Source organism: Micromonospora sediminicola, from assembly GCF_900089585.1.
GTDB classification, from domain to species: domain Bacteria; phylum Actinomycetota; class Actinomycetes; order Mycobacteriales; family Micromonosporaceae; genus Micromonospora; species Micromonospora sediminicola.
In genome coordinates, this window is record NZ_FLRH01000003.1 from 3,608,016 (window position 1) to 3,632,798 (window position 24,783).

General features: G+C 76.1%; 22 protein-coding genes. 6 read left to right on the top strand and 16 right to left on the bottom strand.

The window, feature by feature from the left end; translation table 11 throughout:
• Window position 1 precedes the first annotated feature (1 nt).
• Genes GA0070622_RS17200 through GA0070622_RS17215 form a run of 4 tightly spaced genes read right to left on the bottom strand, consistent with a single transcriptional unit; the run spans window position 2 to window position 2,972 of the window.
• Entirely contained in the window at window positions 2-901 is a 900-nt protein-coding gene (locus tag GA0070622_RS17200) for a GNAT family N-acetyltransferase (protein WP_091574236.1), read from the bottom strand.
• A gap of 9 nt (window positions 902-910) precedes the next feature.
• On the bottom strand, window positions 911-1,618 hold the full coding sequence (locus tag GA0070622_RS17205; protein WP_176710503.1) for a methyltransferase domain-containing protein: 708 nt from the start codon (window positions 1,616-1,618) through the stop codon (window positions 911-913).
• The gene (locus tag GA0070622_RS17210) at window positions 1,615-2,301 is read right to left on the bottom strand and encodes a TIGR04282 family arsenosugar biosynthesis glycosyltransferase (protein ID WP_091574237.1); all 687 of its coding nucleotides are present in this window, start codon (window positions 2,299-2,301) and stop codon (window positions 1,615-1,617) included. The genes GA0070622_RS17205 and GA0070622_RS17210 overlap by 4 nt, the downstream gene beginning before the upstream one ends.
• A complete protein-coding gene (locus GA0070622_RS17215; RefSeq protein ID WP_091574238.1) occupies window positions 2,298-2,972 on the bottom strand; it encodes a glycosyltransferase family 2 protein in 675 nt (224 codons plus the stop codon). The genes GA0070622_RS17210 and GA0070622_RS17215 overlap by 4 nt, the downstream gene beginning before the upstream one ends.
• A 145-nt stretch (window positions 2,973-3,117) precedes the next feature.
• On the opposite strand from GA0070622_RS17215, the gene GA0070622_RS17220 reads away from it, so the two are divergent.
• Window positions 3,118-4,593 (top strand): hypothetical protein, encoded by a 1,476-nt coding sequence (locus GA0070622_RS17220; RefSeq protein WP_091574239.1) that lies wholly within the window; start codon window positions 3,118-3,120, stop codon window positions 4,591-4,593.
• Window positions 4,594-4,617: 24 nt separating this feature from the next.
• On the opposite strand, the gene GA0070622_RS17225 is transcribed toward GA0070622_RS17220, so the two are convergent.
• Complete coding sequence (locus GA0070622_RS17225; RefSeq protein ID WP_091574240.1) at window positions 4,618-5,682, bottom strand: NAD-dependent epimerase/dehydratase family protein; 1,065 nt, start codon at window positions 5,680-5,682, stop codon at window positions 4,618-4,620.
• Window positions 5,683-5,871: 189 nt separating this feature from the next.
• Here GA0070622_RS17225 and GA0070622_RS17230 point away from each other — a divergent pair, with 189 nt between their 5' ends.
• Complete coding sequence (locus GA0070622_RS17230; RefSeq protein ID WP_091574241.1) at window positions 5,872-7,221, top strand: molybdopterin-dependent oxidoreductase; 1,350 nt, start codon at window positions 5,872-5,874, stop codon at window positions 7,219-7,221.
• A complete protein-coding gene (locus GA0070622_RS17235; RefSeq protein WP_091574242.1) occupies window positions 7,214-7,660 on the top strand; it encodes a hypothetical protein in 447 nt (148 codons plus the stop codon). The genes GA0070622_RS17230 and GA0070622_RS17235 overlap by 8 nt, the downstream gene beginning before the upstream one ends.
• A gap of 954 nt (window positions 7,661-8,614) precedes the next feature.
• Here the strand turns inward: GA0070622_RS17235 and GA0070622_RS17240 are convergent.
• A complete protein-coding gene (locus GA0070622_RS17240) occupies window positions 8,615-9,847 on the bottom strand; it encodes an ArsB/NhaD family transporter (RefSeq protein ID WP_091574243.1) in 1,233 nt (410 codons plus the stop codon).
• Window positions 9,848-9,955: 108 nt separating this feature from the next.
• On the opposite strand from GA0070622_RS17240, the gene GA0070622_RS17245 reads away from it, so the two are divergent.
• Window positions 9,956-15,736, top strand: coding sequence for a WD40 domain-containing protein (locus GA0070622_RS17245; protein ID WP_091574244.1), 5,781 nt, complete (start codon window positions 9,956-9,958; stop codon window positions 15,734-15,736).
• 106 nt (window positions 15,737-15,842) lie between these two features.
• Here the strand turns inward: GA0070622_RS17245 and GA0070622_RS17250 are convergent, their stop codons facing one another.
• The 3 genes from GA0070622_RS17250 to GA0070622_RS17260 are packed head-to-tail and all read right to left on the bottom strand — an operon-like array spanning window position 15,843 to window position 17,415.
• A complete protein-coding gene (locus GA0070622_RS17250; RefSeq protein WP_091574245.1) occupies window positions 15,843-16,460 on the bottom strand; it encodes a GNAT family N-acetyltransferase in 618 nt (205 codons plus the stop codon).
• A gap of 5 nt (window positions 16,461-16,465) precedes the next feature.
• Complete coding sequence (locus GA0070622_RS17255; protein ID WP_091574246.1) at window positions 16,466-16,657, bottom strand: DUF397 domain-containing protein; 192 nt, start codon at window positions 16,655-16,657, stop codon at window positions 16,466-16,468.
• Window positions 16,648-17,415, bottom strand: coding sequence for a Scr1 family TA system antitoxin-like transcriptional regulator (locus GA0070622_RS17260; protein ID WP_091577576.1), 768 nt, complete (start codon window positions 17,413-17,415; stop codon window positions 16,648-16,650). Before GA0070622_RS17260 ends, GA0070622_RS17255 begins: the two co-directional genes overlap by 10 nt.
• A gap of 123 nt (window positions 17,416-17,538) precedes the next feature.
• Between GA0070622_RS17260 and GA0070622_RS17265 the strand changes: the two genes are divergently transcribed.
• The gene (locus tag GA0070622_RS17265) at window positions 17,539-17,868 is read left to right on the top strand and encodes a hypothetical protein (protein ID WP_245666377.1); all 330 of its coding nucleotides are present in this window, start codon (window positions 17,539-17,541) and stop codon (window positions 17,866-17,868) included.
• Window positions 17,865-18,122 carry a flavin reductase gene (locus tag GA0070622_RS32610; RefSeq protein WP_176558783.1) on the top strand — a complete coding sequence of 86 codons (258 nt, stop codon included), beginning with the start codon at window positions 17,865-17,867 and terminating at the stop codon, window positions 18,120-18,122. Before GA0070622_RS17265 ends, GA0070622_RS32610 begins: the two co-directional genes overlap by 4 nt.
• A 28-nt stretch (window positions 18,123-18,150) precedes the next feature.
• Here GA0070622_RS32610 and GA0070622_RS17275 read toward each other — a convergent pair whose 3' ends face one another.
• The 7 genes from GA0070622_RS17275 to GA0070622_RS17305 all read right to left on the bottom strand — a co-directional run bounded on the left by GA0070622_RS17275 (window position 18,151) and on the right by GA0070622_RS17305 (window position 24,744).
• Window positions 18,151-19,386, bottom strand: a complete 1,236-nt coding sequence (locus GA0070622_RS17275) for a glycoside hydrolase family 16 protein (protein WP_091574247.1) — start codon at window positions 19,384-19,386, stop codon at window positions 18,151-18,153.
• A 152-nt stretch (window positions 19,387-19,538) separates the two neighbouring features.
• The gene (locus tag GA0070622_RS17280; protein ID WP_091574248.1) at window positions 19,539-20,801 is read right to left on the bottom strand and encodes an MFS transporter; all 1,263 of its coding nucleotides are present in this window, start codon (window positions 20,799-20,801) and stop codon (window positions 19,539-19,541) included.
• Entirely contained in the window at window positions 20,798-21,373 is a 576-nt protein-coding gene (locus tag GA0070622_RS17285; RefSeq protein ID WP_091574249.1) for a winged helix-turn-helix domain-containing protein, read from the bottom strand. Before GA0070622_RS17285 ends, GA0070622_RS17280 begins: the two co-directional genes overlap by 4 nt.
• Window positions 21,374-21,433: 60 nt before the next feature.
• The gene (locus tag GA0070622_RS17290; protein ID WP_091574250.1) at window positions 21,434-21,871 is read right to left on the bottom strand and encodes a VOC family protein; all 438 of its coding nucleotides are present in this window, start codon (window positions 21,869-21,871) and stop codon (window positions 21,434-21,436) included.
• Window positions 21,872-21,984: 113 nt separating this feature from the next.
• Complete coding sequence (gene smpB / locus GA0070622_RS17295; RefSeq protein WP_091574251.1) at window positions 21,985-22,476, bottom strand: SsrA-binding protein SmpB; 492 nt, start codon at window positions 22,474-22,476, stop codon at window positions 21,985-21,987.
• A gap of 61 nt (window positions 22,477-22,537) precedes the next feature.
• Complete coding sequence (locus tag GA0070622_RS17300) at window positions 22,538-23,095, bottom strand: hypothetical protein (RefSeq protein ID WP_091574252.1); 558 nt, start codon at window positions 23,093-23,095, stop codon at window positions 22,538-22,540.
• A gap of 50 nt (window positions 23,096-23,145) precedes the next feature.
• Window positions 23,146-24,744: a S8 family serine peptidase gene (locus GA0070622_RS17305; RefSeq protein ID WP_091574253.1), complete on the bottom strand. Its 1,599-nt coding sequence runs from the start codon at window positions 24,742-24,744 to the stop codon at window positions 23,146-23,148.
• Between the last annotated feature and the right edge of the window lie 39 nt (window positions 24,745-24,783).

A 24,783-nucleotide genomic window follows, 5' to 3' on the forward strand; every position in this document is an offset into this window, starting at 1 on the left:
GTCAGCGCACGACGACCAGGTTGGCCATGTCGACCACCGGCCGGAAGCCGAGCCGTGCGTAGAGCCGGTTCGACGTCGGGTTCGCCTGGTCGGTGTAGAGGCACACCCGGGCGCCCTCGGCCCGCAACAGGCGGCTGACCTCGGCGACCGCGGCGGCGGCCCAACCCCGACCGCGCTGCTGCGGCGGCGTGTAGACCGGGCCGACCCGGGCCACGCCGAACGACGTCGGGTTGGCGGCGGTGAGGTGCACCGGCCGGCCCGCCGGGTCGGTCCACAACCAGACCCGGCCGCCCCGGATGCGGCGGAGCAGCTCCTCGCGGTCGGGCGTCTCGTGGGCGCTGGCGCCGCGCGCGCGGCCCGCCTGCTCGTCGGCGTCGGCCATGAACGCGTCGTACCACGCGGCGACCAGGTCGACGTCGTCCTCCGCGGCGACCCGCAGCGCGCCCGGGGCCGACGCGGGCGGCATCAGCTCGTCGAGTTCGTGCAGCCGGGTGTGCTGGGCGACCTCGACCCGGCCGCCACCGAGCCGGGCCACCTCGGCGGCGCACTCGCGGGCCGCCGGCAGGGCACCGTTGACCGCGGTCACCTCCTCGCCGCGCCCGTGCCACGTCCGGGCCAGCGCGACGGCCGCCTCCGTCGGCATCGGCAGCAGGAACGGCGGGCGCGGCGGGAAGGGGGCGGCCCGCATCCCCACCCCGACCACCGCGCCGCGGGCGTCCCGGACCACCAACCACCAGTCGCCGTCGGGTGTCGCGACCCCTTCGGCCCGGCGGGCGGCGGCCCGGTTCGTGACGCTGGCGACCACGGTGCCGACCACCGGGTCCGCGGCCAGGTGGTCGCCGGCGACGGCGAGGAACTCGCCCGGGTCGGCATGGAAGTGGAGGGTGGGGGCGGCGGTCATGGACGCACGCTAGCGGCCGGCCGGCGCCCCGCCGAAACCCTTTTCCGCGACGCCCGGCGCGAGGGCTCGTCCGGCGGCCAGCTCCGCGAACCAGCGTCCGCCGGCCGGTCGCACGTCGCGTACGGCCAGGCCGGCCGTCGCGGCGGGACTGTGCACCGCCCGGGTGTCCAGCCGCGCCCAGCCGAAGCTGGGCCCCCGGCGTCGCCCGGAGACCACGTACGCCTGACCCTGCCAGGCGCCGCTGCCCGGCGGCTCCAGCTCGACCAGGACCGTGCCGTCCGGGTGCAGCAGCTCCCGGCACCGGCGCAGCAGGCGGCCCGGATCGCCGCCGATGCCGATGTTGCCGTCCAGCAGCACCACGTGCCGCCACCGGCCCTCGGCGGGCAGCGGATCGAACAGGTCGGCCCGCACCGCGACCGCGCCCCGGGACCGGGCCAGCGCCACCGCCCGGGCGCACACGTCGACCCCGAGCGTGGTCACGCCGGAGCGCGTCAGCGCCGCGGTGAGCCGGCCCGGGCCGCAGCCGAGGTCCAGCGTCGGTCCGTGGCAGCGGTCCACGACCGCGGCGATCGCCGGCTCCGCCCGGCCGTGCCACCGCTCCACCGGCAGCCGGCGCCGCACGCCGTCGGCCTGCACCAGCCAGTGCGCGCCGGCCCGCCGCCGCAGCGCGGCCCCGAAGCCGTCCCGCGGCTCCACCGCGGTGCTGAGCCGGCTCACCGGTCGCCGCCGGGCACCAGGACCGGCCGCAGCGCGGCCACCTCGCGGGCGAACCGTCCGCCCGGCGCGGCGCGGGCCACCGCCCGCGCGTCGGCCCAGTCGTCCACGTCGCGCAGCGTCGGCAGCGCCGCGACCCGCAGGCCGGCGCCGACCAGCGCCGCGTGGGTGAGCCGGCCGGTGTCGACGGTCGACATCGGCACGTCGCGCAACGCCGCCGCGCGCCTCGGGTCCCGCAGCCCCAGCGCCCACCAGCCGCCGTCCGCCGCCGGCCCGAGCACCGCGTCGGTCCCGGGCAGGGCCAACCGGCGTACGGCGGCGGCCAACCGCGCCGGGGTCAGCTGCGGGGTGTCCATGCCGATCTGGAACACCGGCCGATCCGGGTACGCGTCGGCCACGTCGGCGTGCGCCTGCGCGAGCCGGTCGGCCAGGCCGTCACCGCGCTGCGGCAGCACCGGCCACCCGGCCACGGCGGCGGCCAGGTCCGCCCCGTCCTCGGCGTCGGCGAGACGCCCGGCCAGCGCCAGGACCGGCACGACACCCGGGGTGGCGGCGACCGCGTCCACCGTGTCGCGCAGCGCGGCGGCGGCGATCCGGGCCGCCCGCACCGGGGACGCCGGTGGGCAGAGGCGGGTCTTCACCGCGCCGGGCACCGGCGCCTTCGCCACCACCAGCAGGACGGTCACCGACGGCCGTCCACGGTGCGCAGGACCGTCAGGAAGTCGCGGGTGGCCCGGACCGTGCCGCGTACCGAGCCGGACACCTTGGACCGCGTGCCGGCGGCCCGCGGGGCGTAGCGCACGTCGTGTTCGTGGATCCGCCAACCGGCCGCCGCCGCCCGGATCATCAGCTCCAGGGGGTAGCCGAACGCGCGGTCGGTGACCCCGAGCGCGAGCAGCGCCTCCCGCCGCGCCACCCGGATGGGGCTGAGGTCGCGCAGCGGCACCCCCCGCTGCCGCAGCAGCGCGGCGACGACCGCGGTGCCGGCCCGGGCGTGCCACGGCCAGGCCGAGGTGGACACCGGCCGCCGGCGGCCCACCGACAGGTCGGCCGTGCCGGCCGCCACCGGGGCGACCAGCGCCGGCAGCTCACCGGGATCGAACGAGCCGTCCGCGTCCAGCACGCAGACCAGCTCGGTCTCGGCGTGTTCCAGCCCGGTGTGCACGGCCGCGCCGTAACCGCGCCGGGGCTCGCGTACCACCCGGGCGCCGTGCCGGGCGGCCACCTCGGGCGAGCCGTCCCGGGAGCCGTTGTCCACCACGATCGCCCGGTAGCCGGGCGGCAGCGCGCCCAGCACCCCGGGCAGGGCGGCGGCCTCGTCCAGGCACGGCAGCACCACGTCGATCTGTGTCCGCATGCCGCCGACGCTAGGCCGGGACGCGTCGCCCCGTACCCCGATCGGGCTTACGGAACCCTTACCGAGCAGGCATTTCTTACCATCCGGTGACGCGCCTGCGGCTACCGCCCCACGGTGCGCCGGCCGGCCGTACCGTGCGGTCGTCATGAGATCCGCACCCACGCTGCGCCGCACCTCGGCCGCGGACCGGACCGGAGCCCCGCACCGGGGCGACCTGGTCGTGGTCGCGGTCGAGGCGGCCCTGCTCGCCGCCGCCGTCGTGGTCGGCCTGGCGCTCAACCGGCGCGGCGTGGGGTTGCACGCCGACGCCGCGCCGCTCTACGCCACCTGGCGTCCGCACGTCGGCTGGGGTACGCCGCTGGCGGTCCTGGTCGCGCTGGTCGTGCTCGGGCCCGGGCTGCGCTGGGCGCGGACCGCGCGCTGGGGCCCGCTGCTCGCCGCCGGCTGGCTGGCGGCGGTGGCGTGGACGCTGGCGCTGGCCCTCGTGGACGGCTGGTCGACCGGGCTGGCCCGGCGGCTCACCCCCCAGGCCGAGTATCTGCACGAGGTGCCCGGGGTGACCGACATCCCCCGGATGCTGGCCGGCTTCACCGACCGGATCCTGGACTTCCAACCCGACTCCTGGTCCACGCACACCGCCGGACACCCGCCGGGCGCGCTGCTGGTCTTCGTCTGGCTGGACCGGGTCGGTCTCGGCGGCGGCGCCGCCGCCGCGCTCTGCTGCGTGCTGGTCGGCGCGACCGTCGCGGTGTCCGTGCCGGTCACGCTGCGGGCGCTCGGCGCCGCCGACGCCGCCCGGGCGGTGCTGCCGTTCCTGGTGCTGCTGCCCGGGGCGGTGTGGCTGGGCGCCTCCGGCGACGCGGTGTTCACCGGCGTGGTCGCCGCCGGGCTGGCCCTGCTGGCGGTACGCGGACCGGCGGCCGCGCTGGCCGGCGGGCTGCTGCTCGGCTTCGCGCTGCACCTGTCGTACGGGTTCGTGCTGGTGGGCGCGCTGGCGGTGACCGTGCTGGCGCTGCGACCCGACCGTCGCCGGTCGGCGCTGCTCGCCGCGACCGCCGGTGTCGCCGCCGTCACCACGCTCTTCGTGCTGGCCGGTTTCCGCTGGTGGGAGGGGTACGACCGGGTGGTCGACCGCTACTACCAGGGCTGGGCGGCCGACCGCCCGTACGCGTACTGGGTCTGGGCGAACCTGGCGGCGTTGCTGCTCTCCGCCGGGCCGGTGCTCGGACCGGCGCTGCGTCGCGCCGCCGTGGCCGCCCGGGCGGGCTGGCGGACCGGCGTCGACCGTGTCGGAAGCACGCGGGTCACCGCCGGGGCGGACGCCGGCGGGACGGACCCGGTCGGCACGTCCTCGTCACCCGGTCGGTCGGCGGGCCGGCTCGCCCGGCGGGTCGTGGCGCTGGGGCCGACCGTCCTGCTGCCGGCCGCCGCCGCGCTGGTGGTGGCCGCCGCCGACCTGTCCGGAATGAGCAAGGCCGAGGTGGAGCGGATCTGGCTGCCGTTCGTGGTCTGGCTGCTGGTCGCCGTCGCGCACCTGCCGGCACCGGCCCGCCGCCGCTGGCTCGCCGCCCAGGCCCTGACCGCCCTCCTGGTCAACCATCTCCTCCTCACCGTCTCCTGACCCCGCGTCGGCGGAGCGGGGGAGTCAGGCGGGGGAGAGGGCGGCGGGGGCGCGGAGGGGATCGGTGGCGAAGGCGGTGACGCCTTCGACGAAACCGACCCGCGCGGTGTAGCCGAGCAGCTCCCGGGCGCGGGCCGGATCGGCCACCACGTGCCGCACGTCGGCCGCCCGCGCGCCGCCGACCACCTCCGGCGCCGGGCCGTCCATCGCCCGGGCCAACGCCACCGCCAGGTCGCCGACCGTGTGCGGCTCGCCGGAGCAGACGTTCACCGCGACCAGACCCTCCGGCGGCGGCGCGGTCAGCGCCAGCAGGTTCGCCCGGGCCACGTCCGTCACGTGCACGAAGTCGCGCCGCTGGTGTCCGTCCTCCAGCACGACCGGCGCCCGCCCGGCGGCCAGCGCCGAGCGGAACAGCGAGGCCACCCCGGCGTACGGGGTGTCGCGGGGCATCCGCGGCCCGTACACATTGTGGTAGCGCAGCGCCCACACGCCGCCGCCGGTCTGCCGGGCCCACGCCGCGGCGTAGTGCTCCTGGGCCAGCTTGCTCGCCGCGTACGTGCTGCGCGGCTCCAGCGGCGCGTCCTCGGGCACCAGGGCCGGGGCGAGCGTGCCGCCGCACGCCGGGCAGGTCGGGTCGTAGCGGCCGGCGGCCAGGTCGGCGGTGCGGCGCGGGGCCGGACGGACCACCCCGTGCCGGGCGCAGGTGTAGCGCCCCTCGCCGTAGACCACCATGGAGCTGGCCAGCACCAGCCGCCGCACCCCGGCCCGGTGCATGGCGGCCAGCAGCACCGCCGTGCCGAGGTCGTTGTGCCCCGCGTAGTCGGGAGCGTCGGACGGGTCCAGCCCGTGGCCGACCATCGCCGCCTGGTGGCAGACCGCGTCCACGCCCGGCAACAGGCGGTCCAGCAGCGCGGCGTCGCGCACGTCGCCGACCACCGGGTCGTGCCGGCGGGCCCACTCCGGCAGCGTCCCGCCGTGCGCCTGCGGCAGCAGGGCGTCCAGGCAGACCGGCTGGTGGCCCTCGGCGGCCAGCAGGTCGGCGATCTGCGATCCGATGAACCCGGCCGCGCCGGTGACCAGTACCCGCATACCGGCCCACGCTAGGGCACCCGGCAGCGGCCGGGGGCCGGTTCGCCCGGGACGTCAGCGGTCCGTAAGGGACGGCGACGGTAAGGCTTCGGTAATGCGGCAAAAGCCGTCGTGAGGTGGCGTCGACGTCTAGCGTCCGAACCCGGGAGCACCGGCCGTCCGGCCGGCGCCGTCGCCCAGGGAGGTGCCGTGCCCACCGATGCCGCGACCGCGGGAGGCGGCGGGTCCGACGTCCCGCCGCCGCCCGGACCCGGGTACGCCGCCCCGGCCCGGCTCTGGCGCGCGCTGGACCGGCGCCGTCCGCCCGGCGTCGACGCGGTGGACCGGTCCTGGCGCAGTCCGGTACGCGGCCCGTGGCTGACCTCGGTGCTGGGCGCCGCGCTGCTGGTCACGCTGCCGCTGGTGATCGTCACCGGGCTGCTCGACTGGATCGCCTACGGCCCCCGTCTCGGGCAGGCGTTTCCCCGGGACGTGGGCTGGCTGCACCCACCGGTGTTCGACTGGCCGACCCGCCCGGTGTGGCTGTTCCGCCTCACCCAGGGGCTGCACGTCACGCTCGGGATCGTGCTGGTGCCGGTGGTGCTGACCAAGCTCTGGTCGGTGGTGCCGAAGCTGTTCGCCTGGCCGCCGGCCCGCTCGCTCGCGCAGGTGCTGGAACGCCTGTCGTTGTTGCTGCTGGTCGGCGGGATCCTGTTCCAGAGCGCCACCGGCCTGCTCAACGTCCAGTACGCGTACCTGTTCGGCTTCGACTTCTACACCGCACACTGGTACGGCGCCTGGGTGTTCACCGTCGCGCTGGTGGTCCACGTGACGATCAAGCTGCCCCGGCTGGTGACCGCGCTGCGCGGGCCGGGCTTCGCGCGTACCCCGGTGGCGCGGACCCGGGCGGAGCCGCTCGATCCGGACGGCCTGGTGGCCCGCCACCCGGGCCCGGCGACGATGAGCCGCCGAGGCGTGCTGGCGCTGGCCGGCGGGGGCGCGCTGCTGCTGGCCGCGCTGGCCGTCGGGCAGAGCGTGGACGCGTTGCGACGGACCGCGTTGCTGCTGCCCCGCGGCCGGCGGGTCGACGACGGACCGACCGGTTTCCCGGTCAACCGCACCGCCGCCGCGGCCGGCGTCACCCCGGACCGGACCGGTGCCGACTGGCGGCTGACGCTGCGCGCCGGCGACCGGACGCGGACGCTGGACCGGGCCGGGTTGCTCGCGCTGCCCCAGCACACCGCCACCCTGCCGATCGCCTGCGTGGAGGGCTGGTCCACCTCGCAGACCTGGACCGGCGTACGCCTGCGGGACCTGGCCGCGCTGGTCGGTGCCGACGCGCCCGCCGCCGCCCGGGTCCGGTCGCTGGAGCGCGGCGGGCAGTTCAACCGGGCCACCCTGCACGGCGGTCAGGTCGACGATCGGGACGCGCTGCTCGCGCTGCGGGTCAACGGCGTCGACCTCAGCCCCGACCACGGCTTCCCGGCGCGGATCGTGGTGCCCGCGCTGCCCGGCGTGCACTGCACCAAGTGGGTCGAGGAGATCGTGTTCGATGGCTGAGTTCCGGCGGGCGTACGGCGCGGCGCCCTGGCACCTGCTGCTCCTGGTCGGCTGCTTCGCGGTGACCGGGTGGATCGCGTTGCGGCTGGCCGGCGAGCCGACCGCCGGCCGGATGCTGCTGTGGTTCCTCGGCGCGGTGGTCGCGCACGACCTGGTGCTCTTCCCGGCGTACGCGGCGGTCGACCGGCTGCTGGGACGGGTCGGCCCGACGCCGCGCAACCACGTCCGGGTCCCGGCGCTCGGGTCGGGGCTGCTGTTCCTGGTCTACCTGCCCGGCATCCTCGGACTGGGCGACGGCACCTACACGGCGGCCACCGGCCTGGCGCCCCGGCCCCTGCTCGGCCGCTGGCTGGCGGTCACCGCCGTGCTCTTCGCCGCCAGCGCGCTGCTCTACGCGCTCCGCCGGAGCCGACACCGTCCGCCCGCACCACCGCCGTGACCCCGCCCTCCGGCGTGCGTGCGATGGCCTGGCGTGCGGTGGTCTGGCGTGCGACGTCTCGGCGGGTGGCGGTCGAGCCTCCGACGGCCTGCCGCGCGACGTTCCGGCGCGCGGCCCACGGCGCGCGGCGCGGCTCACGGCGGGCGGCGCGCGGCGCGCGGCGCGGCTCACGGCGGGCGGCGCGCGGCGCGGCTCACGGCGGGCGGCGCGCGGCGCGCGGCGCGGCTCACGGCGGGCGGCGCGCGGCCCACGGCGCGCGGCGCGGCTCACGGCTCACGGCGCGCGGCTCACGGCGCGACCAGCGGGCAGATGCGTCGTCGTCCGCCGCCCCCGAGCGTGGCGGTGTTCGGCGGTTCCGACGGCCTCTCGTTGTCCCGCCCGTGGCCAGGACGGTTGACCTCCCGAGACCGATATACCGGGTAGGCATAATTATGACTCTCCGGTATATCGGTGAAAGCGAGGGCCTTCCCGCCCCGAGTCACGCTCCGTGACCTCCTCGGTGGAGGGTCGGGGTCGGAGTCCGCAGCCCACCACCGGCCACCCACCACCGGCCACCCACCACCGGCCACCGGCCACGGGCCACGGGCCACCGGCCACGGGCCACGGGCCACAGGCCACGGGCCACGGGCCACGGGCCACAGGCCACGGTCACGGTCACCGGCCATGGGCCCCGACCACGGTCACCGGCCATGGGCCCCGACCACGGTCACCGGCCATGGGCCCCGACCACGGGCGCCGGTCACGGGCGCCGGTCACGGGCGCCGGTCATCGGCCCCGGCCGCGGTCACCGGTCACCGGTCATCGGCCCCGGCCGCGGGTGCCGGCCGCGGGCGCCGGGCACCGGCCACGGGCTGCCGGTGGTCCGGGAGCTGCGGCGACGGCTGGCGGGCCGGGCGGGGCAGGGGAGAACGTCACGATGGAAACGGGGGGCGGGCCGGACAGGAACGGGACCGGTCAGGCGCCGGGGCCGACCAGCAGGGCCGCGACCGTGGCCGCCGTGGCGAGCGCGGCCAACGCGGCGCTGGTCGCCACGAACCGGCCGAGCGGCACCGCCACGCCGGCGGCGCGGCAGCGTTCGTACCAGATCAGGGTGGCCAGCGACGCCCACGGCGTGGCCAACGGGCCGACGTTCGTGCCGACCAGCAACGCCAGCAACTGGGTGTGTCGGTCGACGGCGATGACCGCCTCGCCGGCCAGGTAGGCCGGCAGGTTGTTGACCACGTTGCTGAACAGCGCCCCGACCGCGCCGGCCCGCAGCGCCCCCTCCGCCCCCGGGTCGGTGCCGATGAGCGTGCCCATCACGGTGTCCAGGCCGTGCCGGCCGATGGTCTGCACCACCAGGAACAGCCCGGTCACGAAGACCAGCAGCCGCCACGGCACCAGCGCCGGCCGCAGCCGGTGCCGGGCCCGCACGGCGAAGCCGGCGACCAGGATCGCGGCGGCCACCCCGGAGGCGATCCCGATCTCGATTCCGGCCAGGACGGCGGCGACGAACAGCAGGCAGGCGGCGAGCGCGGTCCGGTAGAGCGTCCGGTCCGGCGGCGCGTACGGCGGCGGCGGGACGAACGGATCGGCGCCGGCGCGGGCCGGTCGCCAGTACCACCACCAGAGCAGCAGCATGGTGATCGCGATGGCGACCAGCTGCGGCCACCACATCCGGGCCGCCCAGGGCAGCGGGTCGAGACCGATCCGGTCGCTGGCCAGGATGTTGGTCAGGTTGGACACCGGCAGCAGCAGGCTCGCCGTGTTGGCCAGCCACACCGTGGTCATCGCCAGCGGGGTCGGCGGCACGTTCAGGGTGCGGGCCAGGGCGATCATCACCGGCGTCAGCAGCACCGCCGTGGTGTCCAGGTTGAGCGCGATCGTGGTCAGCGAGGCGACGGCGACGCAGAGCCAGAACAACGCCCGGAAGCTGCCCCGGGCGGTGATCGCCACCCGGGCGGCGAGCGCGTCGAAGACCCCGGCCACCGCGGTCAGCTCGGCCAGCACCACCACCGTGCCGAGGAAGATCAGGATGGGGACGATCCGCCGCACGGTGGCCTCGGCGTCGGCGCGGGGGAGCAGCCCGGTGAGCACGCAGCCCACACCGACCACGGCCAGCCCGATCGCGATCCAGTCCAGCGTGTGCAGGCGCCGCCGACGGGGCCGGTCCGGCGCGGCGGACGGCGGATCGCCGACGGTCTCCACGAGGGATGATCCTCGCACACCCGGCCGCGCCCGGTCCGACCCGACGCGATCACGGCCCGGGCAGCCGAGGGTGTCGATCTGTTGACCGTCGGTGGCCATAATGACCACGTGGCTGTAGGCGCGCACCCCACCCGGTCCGACCGCCCCATCGACTTCTTCATCAGCTACTCACCCGCCGACGAACGCTGGGCGACGTGGCTGGCCTGGGAGTTCGAGGCCGCCGGTTACCGCACCCTGCTCCAGGCGTGGGACTTCGTCGCCGGCACCAACTTCATCGACTTCATGGACCGGGGGGTCCGTGAGGCCGAGGTGGTGGTGGCGGTGCTGTCCGAACGCTACCTGCACTCGACGTACGGCAAGCTGGAGTGGCAGGCGGCGCTGCGCGCCGACCCGGACGGCACCGGCAACAAGCTGGTCACCGTGCGGGTGGAGGACTGCCCGATCGACGGCCTGCTCGCCACCATCACCTACGTCGACCTGGTCGGGGTGAACGACCCGGCGCAGGCGCGCGCCCGGGTGCTGGACCGGATCCGGGAGGCGCTCGACGGTCGGGCCAAGCCGATGCGGCAGCCGGCCTTCCCGCACCACCCCGACGACCCGCACGGCGTGCTCGCCGCCCCCGCCGGCGGCGCGCCCGCCCAGCGCCGCGCCCGGCGTACGCCGATCAACCCGCCGCCGTTCCCACCGGCCGCGGTCGCGCCGCCGGCCGCCCGCGACACCGTCACCGTGCTCCAGGTCGCCGGTCCCCGCTTCGGCCGGGGGGTGATCTCCCCGGGTGACCCGGTCACCCCGGGCGAACGCCAGGAGCACCTGATGGGTGACCTGACGCTGCTGATGAACGACGGGGTGCCCCGGCCCGACCTGCTCGTGGTGGCCGGCAACCTGACCGAGTCCGGCAGCCCGCGCGAGTTCTCCGACGCGCTGAGCTTCCTCACCGGGCTGCGCGTGCTGCTCGGGCTGGAGCCGCACCGCCTCGTCGTGGTGCCCGGCCCGCGGGACGTGACGATGGCCGCCTGCCGGGCCTACTTCGCCACCTGCGAGGCCGACGACGTCGACCCGCAGCCGCCGTACTGGCCCAAGTGGCGGCACTACGCCCGACTCTTCGACGAGCTCTACCAGGGTCTCGACGACCGGATCTTCGACAGCGAACAGCCGTGGACGCTGTTCGGCGTGCCCGACCTGCGGGTGGTGGTGGCCGGGCTGAACTCCACCATCGCCATCACCCACCGCGAGGAGGACCGGTACGGCTACCTCGGCGAGGCGCAGTCCAGCTGGTTCGCCCAGCGGCTGCGCCACTACCAGCAGTCCGGGTGGCTGCGGCTGGGCGCGATGGCGCACGCCCCGGGCCCGCGCAGCCCGTACGCCGACGAGGCCCCGCCGGACGGGGTGTCGCTGCGCGACCGGGGCTCGGTCAACCGGCTCGTCGGCCCGATGCTCAACCTGCTGCTCTCCGACGCCGCGCCGGCCGCCCGGGTCGACCCGGTGGTGCCCCTGGCCACCGCGCCCCGCGACGCCCGGGCGCAGGTGCTGCGGCTCGGCGCGGACGGGATGACCCGGTGGGTGCTCGGCCGCGACGACCGGCTGGAGGTCGGCGAGTCGACGGCGGTGAGCTGGCCGCGGGCCGAGGCCACCTTCGGCGCGGCCGGGCCGGCCCAGGTGCCCGACCCGCGCCGTCCGGCCGCCGTGGAGGGGCCCACCCAGAGCGAGCCCGCCGTCCCGGTGGCGACGCCGCGGTCGCCGGTGGACCGGCTGCTCGACCGCCTCGGTGAGGTCTGCGAGGCCCGCTACGACCGGGTGGTGGTGCGCCGGATCGACGCCGACCCGCCGCACCTGTACGTCAGCTACCGCTCCGACGGCGTCGTCCGGCAGCAGCGGGTCGGCGCGCACGTGGGCACCCCCGGGCCGGCCGACGTGGACCGGTTCGCCCGCCGGGTCCACGCCACCGACCCGGACCTCGGCTCCGAGCTGGTGTACGACGGCGACCGGGCACCGCGCGGGCTGGCCGAGGAGGCGCAGCGGCGCGGCGTACGGCTGCTGCATCTGACCGAGTTCCAGGGTCTGCTCGACCTGCGCGACTACGTGGCGGCGCAGACCGCCCGGCTGCAGGCCGACCGGCTCTACCCGCCCGGGCAGTACGTGCCGCAGCGCTACCGTCACCTGGTCGGCGCCGACCAGCGGGTCCGCGACGACGTGGTGGACGAGCTGCTGGAGACCGTGTCCGCCCCGGACGGCCGGTTCGTGCTGGTGCTCGGCGACTTCGGGCGCGGGAAGACGTTCGCGCTGCGTGAGGTGGCCCGCCGGCTGCCCACCGCCGCGCCGGACCTGATCCCGATCCTGGTCGAGCTGCGCGCGCTGGACAAGGCGCACTCCGTCGACGGGCTGGTCGCCGCGCACCTGGCCAACCACGGCGAGCAGGTGATCGACCTCAAGGCGTTCCGCTACATGCTGCGGCAGGGCCGGATCGTCCTGCTCTTCGACGGGTTCGACGAGCTGGTGGCCCGGGTGACCTACGACCGGGCGGCCGACCACCTGGAGACGCTGCTCCAGGCGGCCGAGGGCAACGCGAAGATCGTGGTGAGCAGCCGTACCCAGCATTTCAAGACCAACTCGCAGGTGCTGACCGCGTTGGGCGAGCGGGTCGGCCTGCTGCCGCACCGCCGGGTGCTGGCCGTGGAAGACTTCACGCCCGGCCAGATCGAGGCGTTCCTGCGCAACCGCTACGGCGGCGACGAGCAGGCCGCCCGGGAGCGGCTCAACCTGCTCGCCGGCGTGAAGGACCTGCTCGGCCTCTCCCGTAACCCGCGCATGCTCGGCTTCATCGCCAACCTCGACGAGGGCCGGCTGGCCGCCGTCGCGGGGGCCGGTGGCACGTTCAGCGCCGCCGCCCTCTACCGGGAGATCCTGGAGTCCTGGCTGGACTTCGAGGAACGGCGCACCCAGGGCATCCCGGGGGCGCCGGTGAACCTGCGCCGGCCCGAGCTGTGGCAGGCGGTGAGCCGGCTGGCGTTCCAGCTGTGGGAGAGCGGCGAGTCCTACCTGCGGCTGTCCGAGCTGACCGAGGCCACCGGCCAGCTCGCCGGGCGGGCCGAGTCCCGGCTGTCCGGGCCGCAGGCCGCGCACGCGGTCGGCGCCGGCAGCCTGCTGGTGCGCACCGACGACGGCCTGTTCGGGTTCATCCACACCTCGGTGATGGAGTGGCTGGTCGCCGAGGGCGTCGCCGAGCAGCTCAACCGGGGCGAGGAGCCGGCCGCGCTGGCGGTCCGGTCGTTGTCCGCGCTGGCCGTGGAGTTCCTCGGCGACCTCGCCGACCCGGCCCGGTGCACCGCGTGGACCGCCCGGGTGCTCGGCGACGAGACGGCCGGCGAAACGCTGCGCGCCAACGCGCTGCGGCTCAGCGCGCGGCTGCGCCTGCCCGACCGGGCCGACCTGCGCGGCGCGGTGCTGCGCGGCGAGGACCTGTCCCACCGGGAGCTGGCCGGGGCCGACCTGACCGGCGCCGACCTGACCGACACCCGGCTGGTCGCCACCAACCTGACCGAGGCGCGGCTGGAGCACGCCCGGCTGCGCGGCGCCCGCCTGGACCAGACCCGCCTCGCCGGGGCGGACCTGCGCGACGCGGAGCTGGCCGGCGCCCGCCTGTTCCGCGCCGACCTGCGGGGGGCCCGGATCGCCGGCAGCAGGTGGCACCGGACGGCGCTGATCGACGTCAGCGCGGACGCGGCGCTGTTGCGGGCCCCGGAACTGCGGGGCGCCGTCGTCGCGCCGGGCCGTGCGGTGGCGCCGGGCCTGGCCCCGCCCGCGGTGGGCGTCGGGTACGGCTTCGAGGTGGGCCGGCTGCCGGTGCCGGTGGCGTACAGCCCGGACGGCGCGGTGCTGGCCGTGGGCAGCGACGACGGTGGTGTGCTGCTGTGCGACACGGCCACCGGGCTGCCGGTGCGCACGTTGCCGGGGCACCGGTCGCGGGTCTACGCGGTGCGCTACGACGCCGCCTCGCACCAGCTCGTCACCGGCGCGGCCGACCTCACCGTCCGGCTGTGGGACGCCGACCACGGCGACGTGCGGCACGTCATCGAGGACGTCTTCGCCGGCTGGGTGTGGCCGCTGCTCACCGACGGCCGCCGGGGCCGGCTGGTGGTCGGCGACGCGGCCGGCGTGGTCCGGCTCTTCGACACCCGTACCGCACGGATGCGCCACGAGTGGCCCGGGCACGCCGCGCCGATCTGGGGCACCTCGTTCAGCCCGGACGGCCGGCGGGTGGTGGTCGCCGACAGCGCCGGCGCGGTGCGCGGCTGGGACATCCACACCGGCAAGCTGGCGTTCGAGGTGCGCGAGCCGGAGGTGGTCTACCGGGTGGTGCACTCACCGGACGGCCGGCTGCTGGTCGCCGTGGGGCAGCACGGCCGGGTGTGGGTCCGGCGGGCCACCGACGGCGCGACGGTGCGCCAGCCGCGCGGCCACGAGGCCGATGTGTACGCCCTGGACATCCACCCCGACGGCACGCTGATGGCCACCGGCGACACGCACGGCGCGCTGCGCCTGTGGGAGACCGAGACCGGCCGGCCGGTCCGGGTGCTCGGCCGGCAGCGCGGCGCGATCTACAGCGTCCGCTTCAACGGTGACGGCAGCCTGCTCGCCACCGCCGCCAGCGACGGCGCGATCCAGATCTGGGACACCGACGACGGTCAGGTGCGGCACGAGCTGACCCGGCACCGCGGCTCGGTCTGGCCGGTGGTCTGGCGGCCCGACCAGGCGCAGGTGGCGACCAGCAGCAACGACGGCACCACCCGGCTGTGGGACGTGCGCAGCGGGCAGCTCCAGCACACGTTGCGCGGGCACGGGCGGCGGGTCACCGCGCTGTCGTTCCGGGACGACGGCGAGGTGCTGGCGGCCTGCGGCAACGACGGGGTGATCCGGCTCTGGGAGCCGCGGACCGGCCGGTTGCTGCGGCAGCTCGCCAGCCCGGCGGACCGCCTGCTGTCGGTGGTGTTCTGCCCGGAGGAGCCGCTGGTCGCCACGCCCAGCGGCGACGGCGGTGTGCACCTGTGGAACACCGACACCGGCGCGGACGAGCGGGAACTCAACGTCGACACCGACCACGTCTGGGCGGTCGCGTTCAGCCCTGACGGCGACGCCCTGGCCACCGCGAACGACGACGACACCGTCCGCCTCTGGTACCGCCGCACCGGCCGGCACTTCGCCACGCTCACCCCGCACCGGGGCCGCGTGCGCACCGTGGCGTTCAGCCCGGACGGCGAGACCATCGCCACCGGCTGCGACGACCAGACCGTACGTCTCTGGGACGCGGCCACCGCCACCTGTCGGATGACGTTGGAGCACCACACCGACCGGGTCTACTCGGTCGGCTTCAACAGCGAGGGCACGCTGCTGGCCAGCGCCGGCAACGACGGCACCGCGGTGGTGTGGGACGTGGCCACCGGGGAGGCGCGCACCGTGCTCACCGAGCACACCGGTCGGCTCTGGTCCTGCGCGTTCAGCCCGGACGGCAACCTGCTCGCCACCGCCGGCGACGACCTGGTGATCCGGCTCTGGGACCCGGGCACCGGGCGGCTGCACGGCACCCTCGCGGCGCACACCCGGCGGGTCTGGTCGGTGCACTTCAGCCCGGACAGCAGCCTCCTGGCCAGCGCCGGCGACGACGGCACCATCCGGTTGTGGGACGTGGCCGACCCGGAGCACGCCCAGTTGCGGACCACGCTGATCGGCCTGCCGGACGGTTGGGCGGCGGTCAGCCCGGACGGCCGGTACAAGCTGGACGGCGACCCGGGCGGCCAGTTCTGGCACGTCATCGGCACCTGCCGGTTCGAGGTCGGCGAACTCGACCCCTACCTCACCCAGGTCCGCCGTCTGGCCATCGACGCCCCCTTCTGACCCCGCTGACCCCCGTCGCGACGGTCCGGGCTTGATCCACGCCGCTTCGGCGAAGTGGCGGGGTCCGGGCGCGTTCGACACCGCCACTTCGGCGGCCTGGTGTCGATCATGCCGGTCGCTCGCCGCCACGGCGGCGAGCCGGCCCGACCCAGCGGACCTCGCCGTCGTGCCACACGTCGGTGGGGGCCAGGCCGCAGGCCGTGGCCACCGCCGCCGACGCGCGGTGGTCGGGGTGGATGTGGGCCACGAGAGTACGCACACCGCCCCGCCCCAGCCAGCCGGCCATCGCGCGGGCGGCCTCGGTGGCGATCCCGCGCCCCTGCCAGGGTGTGCCCACCACCCAGGCGATCTCCGCGACCGGCCCGGCGGCGGCCGGGTCCGCGTCGCTGAGGTGCCGGTGTCCGACCGCCCGTGCGCCGCCCGTCGCGCCGTCCGGCGCCGGCCCGGAGGGCTCGGTGACGGTGGCCTGCACGGTGCCGGTGAGGTGGCCCGAGTGGCGTAGCTGGATCACCCAGTTGCACCACGACTCGGCCGGATCGGGCGAGCCGGCGACCAGCCGCTCGTAGCGGGCCCGCAGCGCCGTCGCCGCCGCAGGCGCGCCGCCGATGAAGGTGTGCAGCGCCGGGTCGGCGAGCGCACCGGCCATCTCCTCGGCGTGGTCGGCGCGCAACGGCAGCAGGAGCAGGCGGGAGGTGTGGATCGTCCCGGGGGTGAACCCGCTCATCGGCGTCAGCGTCGGGGCGCGAGGTGGGCGACGAACGCCCGCCAGGCCGGCGGCGTGAAGACGAGGACCGGTCCGCCCGGATCCTTCGAGTCGCGCACGCCGACCACCCCGGCCACGCCGTCGGCCACCTCGACGCAGTCGCCGCCGTTGTTTCCGCTCTTCGTGCTCGTGCGCCACCGCGCACCGGTCAGGTCCATGAACGTGCCGCTTCCCTTATGACGTCGAGGGAGTGTGCTCTGGACAGAGCCTCGCCGCGCAGCCGCTCCCAGCGCCGCTCCAGGGTAGCAACGTCCTCGGCTTTGTCGATGATGTGCGCCTGGGCCTGACTGTCCACGTGCGCGACCCGTCCGCCGTCGGGCAGTTCCGCCAGGGTGAAGGGGCCGCCGAGTCCCGGGTACATGCCGGCCGACAGCGGGACGACGTAGACCTGGACCGCGGACAGTGTGGCGCACTCGGCCAGGTGAGCGAGCTGCTCGGCCATCATCGCCCGATCGCCGCCGGCGGTGCGCCGGAGAACGGACTCGTCGATGACGGCGATCAGGAGCGGAGGACGCTCACGGCGCAGGATCGCGTGCCGGGCGATGCGCGCGGCGGTCAGCCCGGCGACCTCGGACTCGGACAGTGCCTCTCCCGCCAGGGTCGCCCGCGCATATGCCTCGGTCTGCAACAGACCCGGAATCCAGGCGAGCTGAAAGCTTCGAAGCGACGTCGCTTCTCGTTCGATGTCGGCCCAGGGGCGGAACCAGGCCGGCTCCTTGCGCTTGAGCGCGTCCGGCCACAGCTCCGCCGCGTCCCGGCCGAGCAGTTCGGCGACCTGGGCCCGGTGCCTGGTCTGCGGGATGCGGCCCTGGCTGGCCCACCGGGCCGCGGTCTTCGGGTCGACGCCGACCCGCTCGGCGAGGCTCTCGGCGGTGTGGCCCGCCTCGGCCATCGCGGCCGCCACGGCGCGGTTCATCCTGACGTCCTCCTCGAACATCCCGGGCATCCCGCAGCCATCCTGCAACGCAGTGTGATTGTCCCGCAACGCTCGGCAGGGTTCTGGTCGACGGCATGTCGCCGCGACGAGAGGGGACGGACGATGCCGGAGGAACGGGCCCGCGTGGTGCGGCCGGACGTACCCGAGGGGGAGCGGGACGGATCGCCGGGCCGGCACCGGGCGACCGGCCCGGCCTGGGTGTGCGACGCCTGCGGCGCGGACTGGCCGTGTCCGGCGTGGACGGCGACGCCCACGGACGCGGCGCGGCGGGCGGAGCTGCTGCCGGAGTTCGTCCGGCTGGCCCGGCGGGCGATCCGTGACCTGCGCGGCCGTCCCGGTGGGCCGCAGCCACCGGAGATCGTGCGGCGGTTCCTGTGGTTCCTGCCGTTGACCGACGAGGAGGCGCGCGCGGTCGCGCTGAGGCTGCGGTGAGCCGGGGTCGCCGGGAGCACGTCCCGTCGCGGCCGACCTGGCGGTGCCGGGCGTGCGGGATCGCCTGGCCGTGCTCGCCGGCGAAGTTGCGGCTGCTCGCGGCCTACCGGGAGGCGCGTCCCGCGCTGCTGGTCCATCTGGCCACGCTGTATGCACAGGCCGAGGCGGACCTGCCCGCCCCGGCGCGGGGCGGGCAGGCGGTCGACCGCTACCGGCGTTTCGTCGGTTGGGTGGGACGCCGGGGCGGGCGGTGAGCGCCGCCCGTCCGGGCGGGGGATCCGGTCAGCGCCGCCACTTCTGGTTGGCGGTGCCGCCGCACTCCCAGATCTGCAACCGGGTGCCGTCGGCCGAACTGGGGCCGGTGGCGTCCAGGCACTTGTTGGCCTGCGGGTTGACGATGTCGCCGGCGGAGCTGAACACCCACTTCTGCGCTCCGGTGCCGTTGCAGTCCCACAGTTGCACCTTGGCGCCGTTGGCGGTCGAGCCGGAGGTGACGTCGAGGCACTTGCCGAGCGCGCGCACCGAGCCGTCGGCGTTCCAGGTCCAGCGCTGGGCGGCGGTGCCGTTGCAGGTCCACAGTTGCACGGCGGTGCCGTTGGCGGTGTTGGCGCCGGCCACGTCGACGCACTTGTCGCCGTAGCCGACGATCGGGCCGCCGGTGCCCCCGCCGCCGTTGTCCCAGGCCTGCACCCGGACGTAGTCGATCGTCATGGTCTGCGGGAACGTGGTGGAGCCGTCCGGCGAGCCGGGCCAGTTGCCGCCGACCGCCACGTTCATGATCATGAAGAACGGGTGGTCGAAGACCCAGCGGTTGCCGCCCGCGTCGGCCGGGGTCTTGCGGGAGTACGCGACGCCGTCGAGATACCAGGTGATCGAGTCGGGCGCCCAGTCCACGGTGAACGTGTGGAACGCGTCGGCGAGGGCCTGGCCGCCGGGCAGCGAGGTGGACGCGCCGATGCCGTTGCCGCCGGAGTAGCCCGGGCCGTGCAGCGTGCCCCACACGGTGGACGGCGCGTAGCCGACGTTCTCCATGATGTCGATCTCGCCGCTGTTGGGCCACGGGTTGGTGCCGATGTCGTTGCCGAGCATCCAGAACGCCGGCCACAGGCCCTGCCCGCGCGGGACCTTGATGCGGGCCTCGAACCGCCCGTACGCCTGGGCGAACGTGCCGTTGGTGAGCAGGCGGGCCGAGGTGTACTGGCAGCTGCCGTACCAGCAGTTGTAGCCGGCCGGGTTCTCCTTGCGGGCGGTGATGACCAGGTTGCCGTTGCCGTCGAGCGCGGCGTTGCGGGTGCTGGTGGTGTAGTACTGCAACTCGTTGTTGCCCCAACCGCTGCCGCCCACGTCGTAGCGCCACTTGCTCGCGTCGGGCGCGGCGCCGGCCGGGCCGTTGAAGTCGTCGGACCAGGTGACCGCGCCGGGGGCGGCCATCGCGGGGGTGCTCGGAACGGTGGTGAGGGCGGCGGTGAGGCCGACCGCCGCCATCGCCAGTGCGGCGACGGTACGGATGCTGCGCACGGGGTGCCTCCTGCGGTGGTGGGGGTGGGTCGTTCCCGTGCCGGCGGCCGGGCCCGCCGAACGGTAAACAAACCATAAAGATAGGCTTCGATGAAGGTATGAACGAAGCCGTCCCCTGTCAAGAGAGCGCTCCCCGTCGATGCGTGCCGTCGTCAGGCGGCGTCGGCCGGCACCGGCTGTCGATCCGGCGCCGACGGCGGCCGGCGCATCTCCCGCCACGGCCCGCCGAGCAGCGGCGTCAGCACCACCAGCAGGTAGCAGGCGCCGATGGTGACCAGCGTGGAGGTGGTGCCGAACCGGTCGGCCGCCAGGCCCGCGCCGAACGCGCCGACCGGCATGGCCGCCCAGGCTCCGGCGCCGATCACCCCGAACACCCGGGCCCGCATGCCCGGCGGCACCCGCTCCACCTCCACCGCGCCCATCAGCGGGTTGAGCGCGCCGGCGGCCAGCCCGGCCACCGCCACCACCGCGACCACCACCGGCAGCGGCGGCGCGGCGGCGAGCGCCCACAGCGGCGGCGCGCCGCACACCGCGAAGGCGGTGACGAACGTGGCCCGGCGGGGCAGCCGGTGGCCGATGGCGCTGAACACCAGCGAACCGACCAGCGCGCCTCCGCCCATGGTGCCCACCAGCAGGCCGAACGCGGCCGGCCCGCCGAGTTCCCGGTCGGCGACCACCGGCAGCAGCACCTGGCTCTTGGCCGCGTCGAACAGGTTGGTCACCAGCACCAGCAGGACCATGGCCCGCAGCAGCGGCTCGCGGACCAGGAACCGCAGCCCGGCCGCGAACTCCGGCCAGTAGCCGCGCCGGTCGGGCTCCGGCTCCTCGGCGGCCGGGCGCAGGCCGCGCGGCACCAGCAGCGCCACGACCAGCGCCGACACGGCGAACGTCACCGCGTCGATGGCCAGCACCGGCACCGCGCCCAGCACGCCGACCAGCAGGCCGGCGACCGGCGCGCCGATCATGCGGGCGCCGCGCGAGGTCGCCTCCTCCCAGCCGATCGCCCGCTCGATCGGCACCCCGGCGGCGGCCGCGGCCTCCGGCATCAGCGCGGTCCGGGCGGTCTGGCCCGGGGTGTCCAGCAGCCCGCTGACGAAGACCAGCGCCAGCAACGCCGGGAACGGCAGGCCGACGGTGGCGTGCAACAGGGGTACGGCGGCGATCGTCACGCCGGAGACCACGTCGGCCAGGACGCTGGACCGGCGGTAGCCGATCCGGTCGACCAGCACGCCGCCGAACGCGCCGCCGAGGATCACCGGCGCGGTGGCGAACGCGCCGGCGAGCCCGGTGGCCGCCGGCGAGCCGGTCTCGGCCAGCACGTAGAGCGGCAACGCGATCAACGTCAGCACGTTGCCGGTCAGCGAGACGGCGTGCCCGATCAGCAGCCCGGCGAGCGGCCGGCGGTCGCGCGTCACCGCGGGCCCCGGTAGGCCTGCCAGATCAGCGTCACCATCTCCGCGTCCGGCCGCCCGGGCGCGCCGCGTGCCTGCCACCGGGCGCCCAGCTCGGACAGCTCCCGGCGCAGCTCCACCAGCTCGTCCGGGGTCAGGTGCAGCACCGTGTCGCTGCTGGTGGTGCCGCGCACCCAGGCCCGGTCGAGGTCGGCCTCGGACTCCAGGTATGCCAGGTAGCGGTCCACATAGCGCTGCATTGCGGCCCGGCGCAACAGGTCCGAGGCGAGCCGGCGCTCCGGGTCGTCGAGCAGCTCGACCGGTTCCCACTGGGTGCGGGCGTGCGCCGCCTGCCACCACCGCTCGCGACGGTCGCGGGCCAGGTCGGGCGCCTCTGTCACGAAGCCGTGCTCGGCCAGCTTGCCCAGGTGGTAGCTGACCGAGCCGACCGCCTCGCCGGTGTGTTCGCTCAGCAGGCCGACGGTCAGCGGACCGCGCCGGCGCAGCTCGCCGAGCAGACGCAGCCGGGTGGGATGGGCCAGCGCCCGCATGGCCCGCGCGTCGGTCAGGTGCACGGTGCTCGGATCGTCCGCCATGCCGCCACGCTAGACCAACAAGAAGTGATGTACAAGGAGTGTTGTATGTTGCCGCCTCGATCAGTCGAGGCAGAACTCGTTGCCCTCCGGGTCGGTCATCACGATGTGGCCGGCGGCCAGCGGGGGAGCGGGCTCGTGCCGGTCCCCCCGGGTCGCGCCGAGCGCGACCAGCCGGTCGGCCGCCGCCTCCAGCGCCGCCATCCGGGCCTCGCCGGTGAGCCCCGGCGCGGCCCGCACGTCCAGGTGCACCCGGTTCTTGGCCCGCTTCGGCTCCGGCACCCGCTGGAAGAACAGCCGCGGACCGGCGCCCTCGAGGTCGACCACCGCCGACGCGTCGTTGTGCCGCTCCGGCGGCACACCCATCGCGGTCAGCGCCTGCTCCCACGAGTCGAAGCCCTCGGGCGGGCCCTGGACCCGGTAGCCGAGGGCCTCGGCCCAGAACGCCGCCAGCTTCGCCGGGTCGGCGCAGTCGAAGGTGATTTGCACGTCGCGGGCCATCTCAGCTCGCCTTCCGTCCGGTCCGCCGGCGAGGCGGCGGCGCGTGTGATCGGTCGCCGTCCAGCTTGCCCGAGCCAGCGGACAGGAACTGTCCGCAACACGTGGCGCACCGATCAGGCGCGGCGGCCGACCGTACGGCCCTTGAGGCGGCGGCCCATCTCCCGGGCGATCTCCCGGTTGGCGTCGCGCTCGGCGAGCGCCTGGCGCTTGTCGTACGAGCGGCGGCCCCGGGCCAGCCCCAGCTCGACCTTGGCCCAGCCGTCCGCGAAGTACATCGACAGCGGCACGAGCGTGATCCCGCCGTCGCGCAGCCGCTCCAGGATCCGGGCGATCTCCACCCGGTGCAGCAGCAGCTTGCGGGTGCGGCGGGGCGCGTGGTTGGTCCAGGTGCCGAAGCCGTACTCGGCGATGTGCAGGCCGTGCAGCATGATCTCGCCGTCGTGCTCCTGGGCGAACGCGTCGACCAGCGACACCCGACCCTCGCGCAACGACTTCACCTCGGTGCCGGCCAGCACGATGCCCGCCTCGTAGGTCTTGAGCACGTCGTAGTCGTGCCGCGCCTTCTTGTTCGAGGCGATCAGCTTGCGCCCGTTCTCCCTGGCCACGCCGGCAGGATACCCGCCGGCGCCGGCACGGAGCCGACGCCGGCGGGCGTGGTGGGGAGGATCAGAGGCGGCACTGCCAGGAGTACGGGTCGCCGAAGCGGACGAAGCGCTCCACGGTCGCGTACCCGAGGGTGGTCTCCCGGCAGGCGGCCAGCACGTCGATGTCGGAGTAGGTCACCCCGGCCCGGCTGTAGCGCACGCAGCGCCAGTCGTAGACCGTGCCGCCGCGCAGCTCCGCGGCGGAGTTGCCGGTGACCTGGCACCAGCGGGTCAGGTCCGGCGTCACCACGTCGGCGCGGACCCGCCAGCAGCGCACCGAGGTCGGATCGTAGAAGTCGCCGATCCGGTCCGTCGCCGCGTCGGTCCGGTAGGTCCACCGGCACGCCGCCTCGAAGGTCAGGTCGCCGAGGCGGCCGTCGCCGGCCCGGCAGTGCCAGTCGTACGCGGTCGGACCGGTCAGCACCGCGTCGGCCGCGCCGACTGACCGGCAGTAGGCGCCCAGGTCGAGGCCGCCCAGCTCCTGTGGGGGCGGCGGGGAGGCGTGCGCCGCGGCGGGCCCGCCGAGCGCGGCGGCGAGCAGGGCCAGCGTGGTGAGCAGTGCGCGCAGTGTGCGTCGCATGGTCGTCCTTCCGGTCACGGGGTGAGGCGGTGGTGGCGGCGGTGCGGTGGTCAGCGGTCGCAGGGCGGGACGCCCCGGAACCCGGTGGTGAGGTCGGCGACGACCTGGACGGTGCCGGGCGCGCCGGCGGTGACCGTCCGGTCGGCGACGTCGACGCAGCCGGCGTCGCTGTCGGTCCAGGTCTGCTCCACGTGCGCCCAGTCGCCGAGCGTGTACTTGTAGGCCAGCTCGGTCCCGGCCGGCACGGTGAGCACCGTGCGGTACGGGCCGGTCCGGTCGACCGGGCGCAGCGGCACGCCGGACGGATCCCAGTCCGGCAGGCCGGTGCCGAGCCGGCTCAGCGTGCCGGCCAGGCGTACCCCGGCGTTCTCGACCGTCGGCTCGCCGGGGCGCACCCCGGCCCGCACCAGCAGGCGGGTGGTCGTGCCGGGCCGGCCGGTGGCGGCGCGCAGCGCCAGGTCGACGTCGAGCACCCCGGCGCCGCAGCGGCACTCGTCGGGTCGGGCGCTGGGCCGGGCGGTCGCGGTGAGCAGCGCCGACGTCTCGGCGGGACGCAGGTCGGGGCGGCGGTCCAGCAGCAGCGCCACGGCGGCGCTGACGTGCGGCGCGGCCATGCTCGTGCCGGCGTACGCCGCCCAGCCGTCGCCCTCGGGCACGGTGCGGCCGGTGTCGACGGTGGACCGTACGCCGTGCTCCCGGTCGCCGCCGGGGGCGGCCAGCTCGACCGCCGTACCCCGGTTGGAGTAGCCGGCCCGTTCACCGTCGACGGTGCTGGCCGCGACCGTGAGCACCCCGGCGCAGCTCGCCGGCGTCTGCTGGGCGGCGTCGGCGCCGGCGTTGCCGGCGGACACCACCACTGTCGCGCCCCGCGCCACGGCGTCGTCGATCGCGGCCTGCGTGGCCGGGTCGCACGGGCCGGGCGCACCGAGGCTGAGGTTGAGCACCCGGGCCGGGGTGGGGTTGTCCGGCACCCCCGGCACGCGTCCGCCGGCGGCCCAGACGATCGCGTCGACCAGGTCGGCGGTGGTACCACCGCACCGGCCCAGGACGCGCACCGGCTGGACCCGCGCGCCGGGTGCGAGCCCGGCCACCCCACCCTCGTCGCGCGCCGCGACGGTGCCCGCGACGTGGGTGCCGTGCCAACTGCTCGGGCGGAACTCCGGGCCGCAGTCGCCCGGCTCGGCCCAGTCGCCCTGGTCGGTGGCGTCCGGGTCGCGTCCGTCGCCGTCGCGGGCGTCGTCCGGCGCGCTGACGAAGTCGTAGCCGGCGCGCAGCCGCCCGGCCAGGTCGTGGTGCCGGGTGACACCGGTGTCGAGCACCGCGACCGTCACGCCGGCGCCGTCCGCGCCGGTGGCCCAGGCCGCGTCCGCGTACACGCCGCCGACCGGGTCGTGCAGGTCCCACGCGACGGGCGGGACCGGGTCGGTGTCGGCGCGCAGTCGGGTCTCCCGGCCGGCCCAGGCCACGTCGGCGCGGGCGCGCAGCCGCTCGAGCAGCGCCGCCGCGCCGCGGGCGGGCAGGGCGTGGTCGGCGCGCACCAACAGGTCACCGGTGGCGAGCGTGCGCCGGACGGTCAGCCGGACGCCGTCGACCCGCCCCACCGCGGCGAGATCGTCGGCGAGCGCGGCCGGCCCGGCGGCCGGTCGCACCAGGAACGTGGGCGCAGCGGCCGGCGGGGGCCCGGCGGC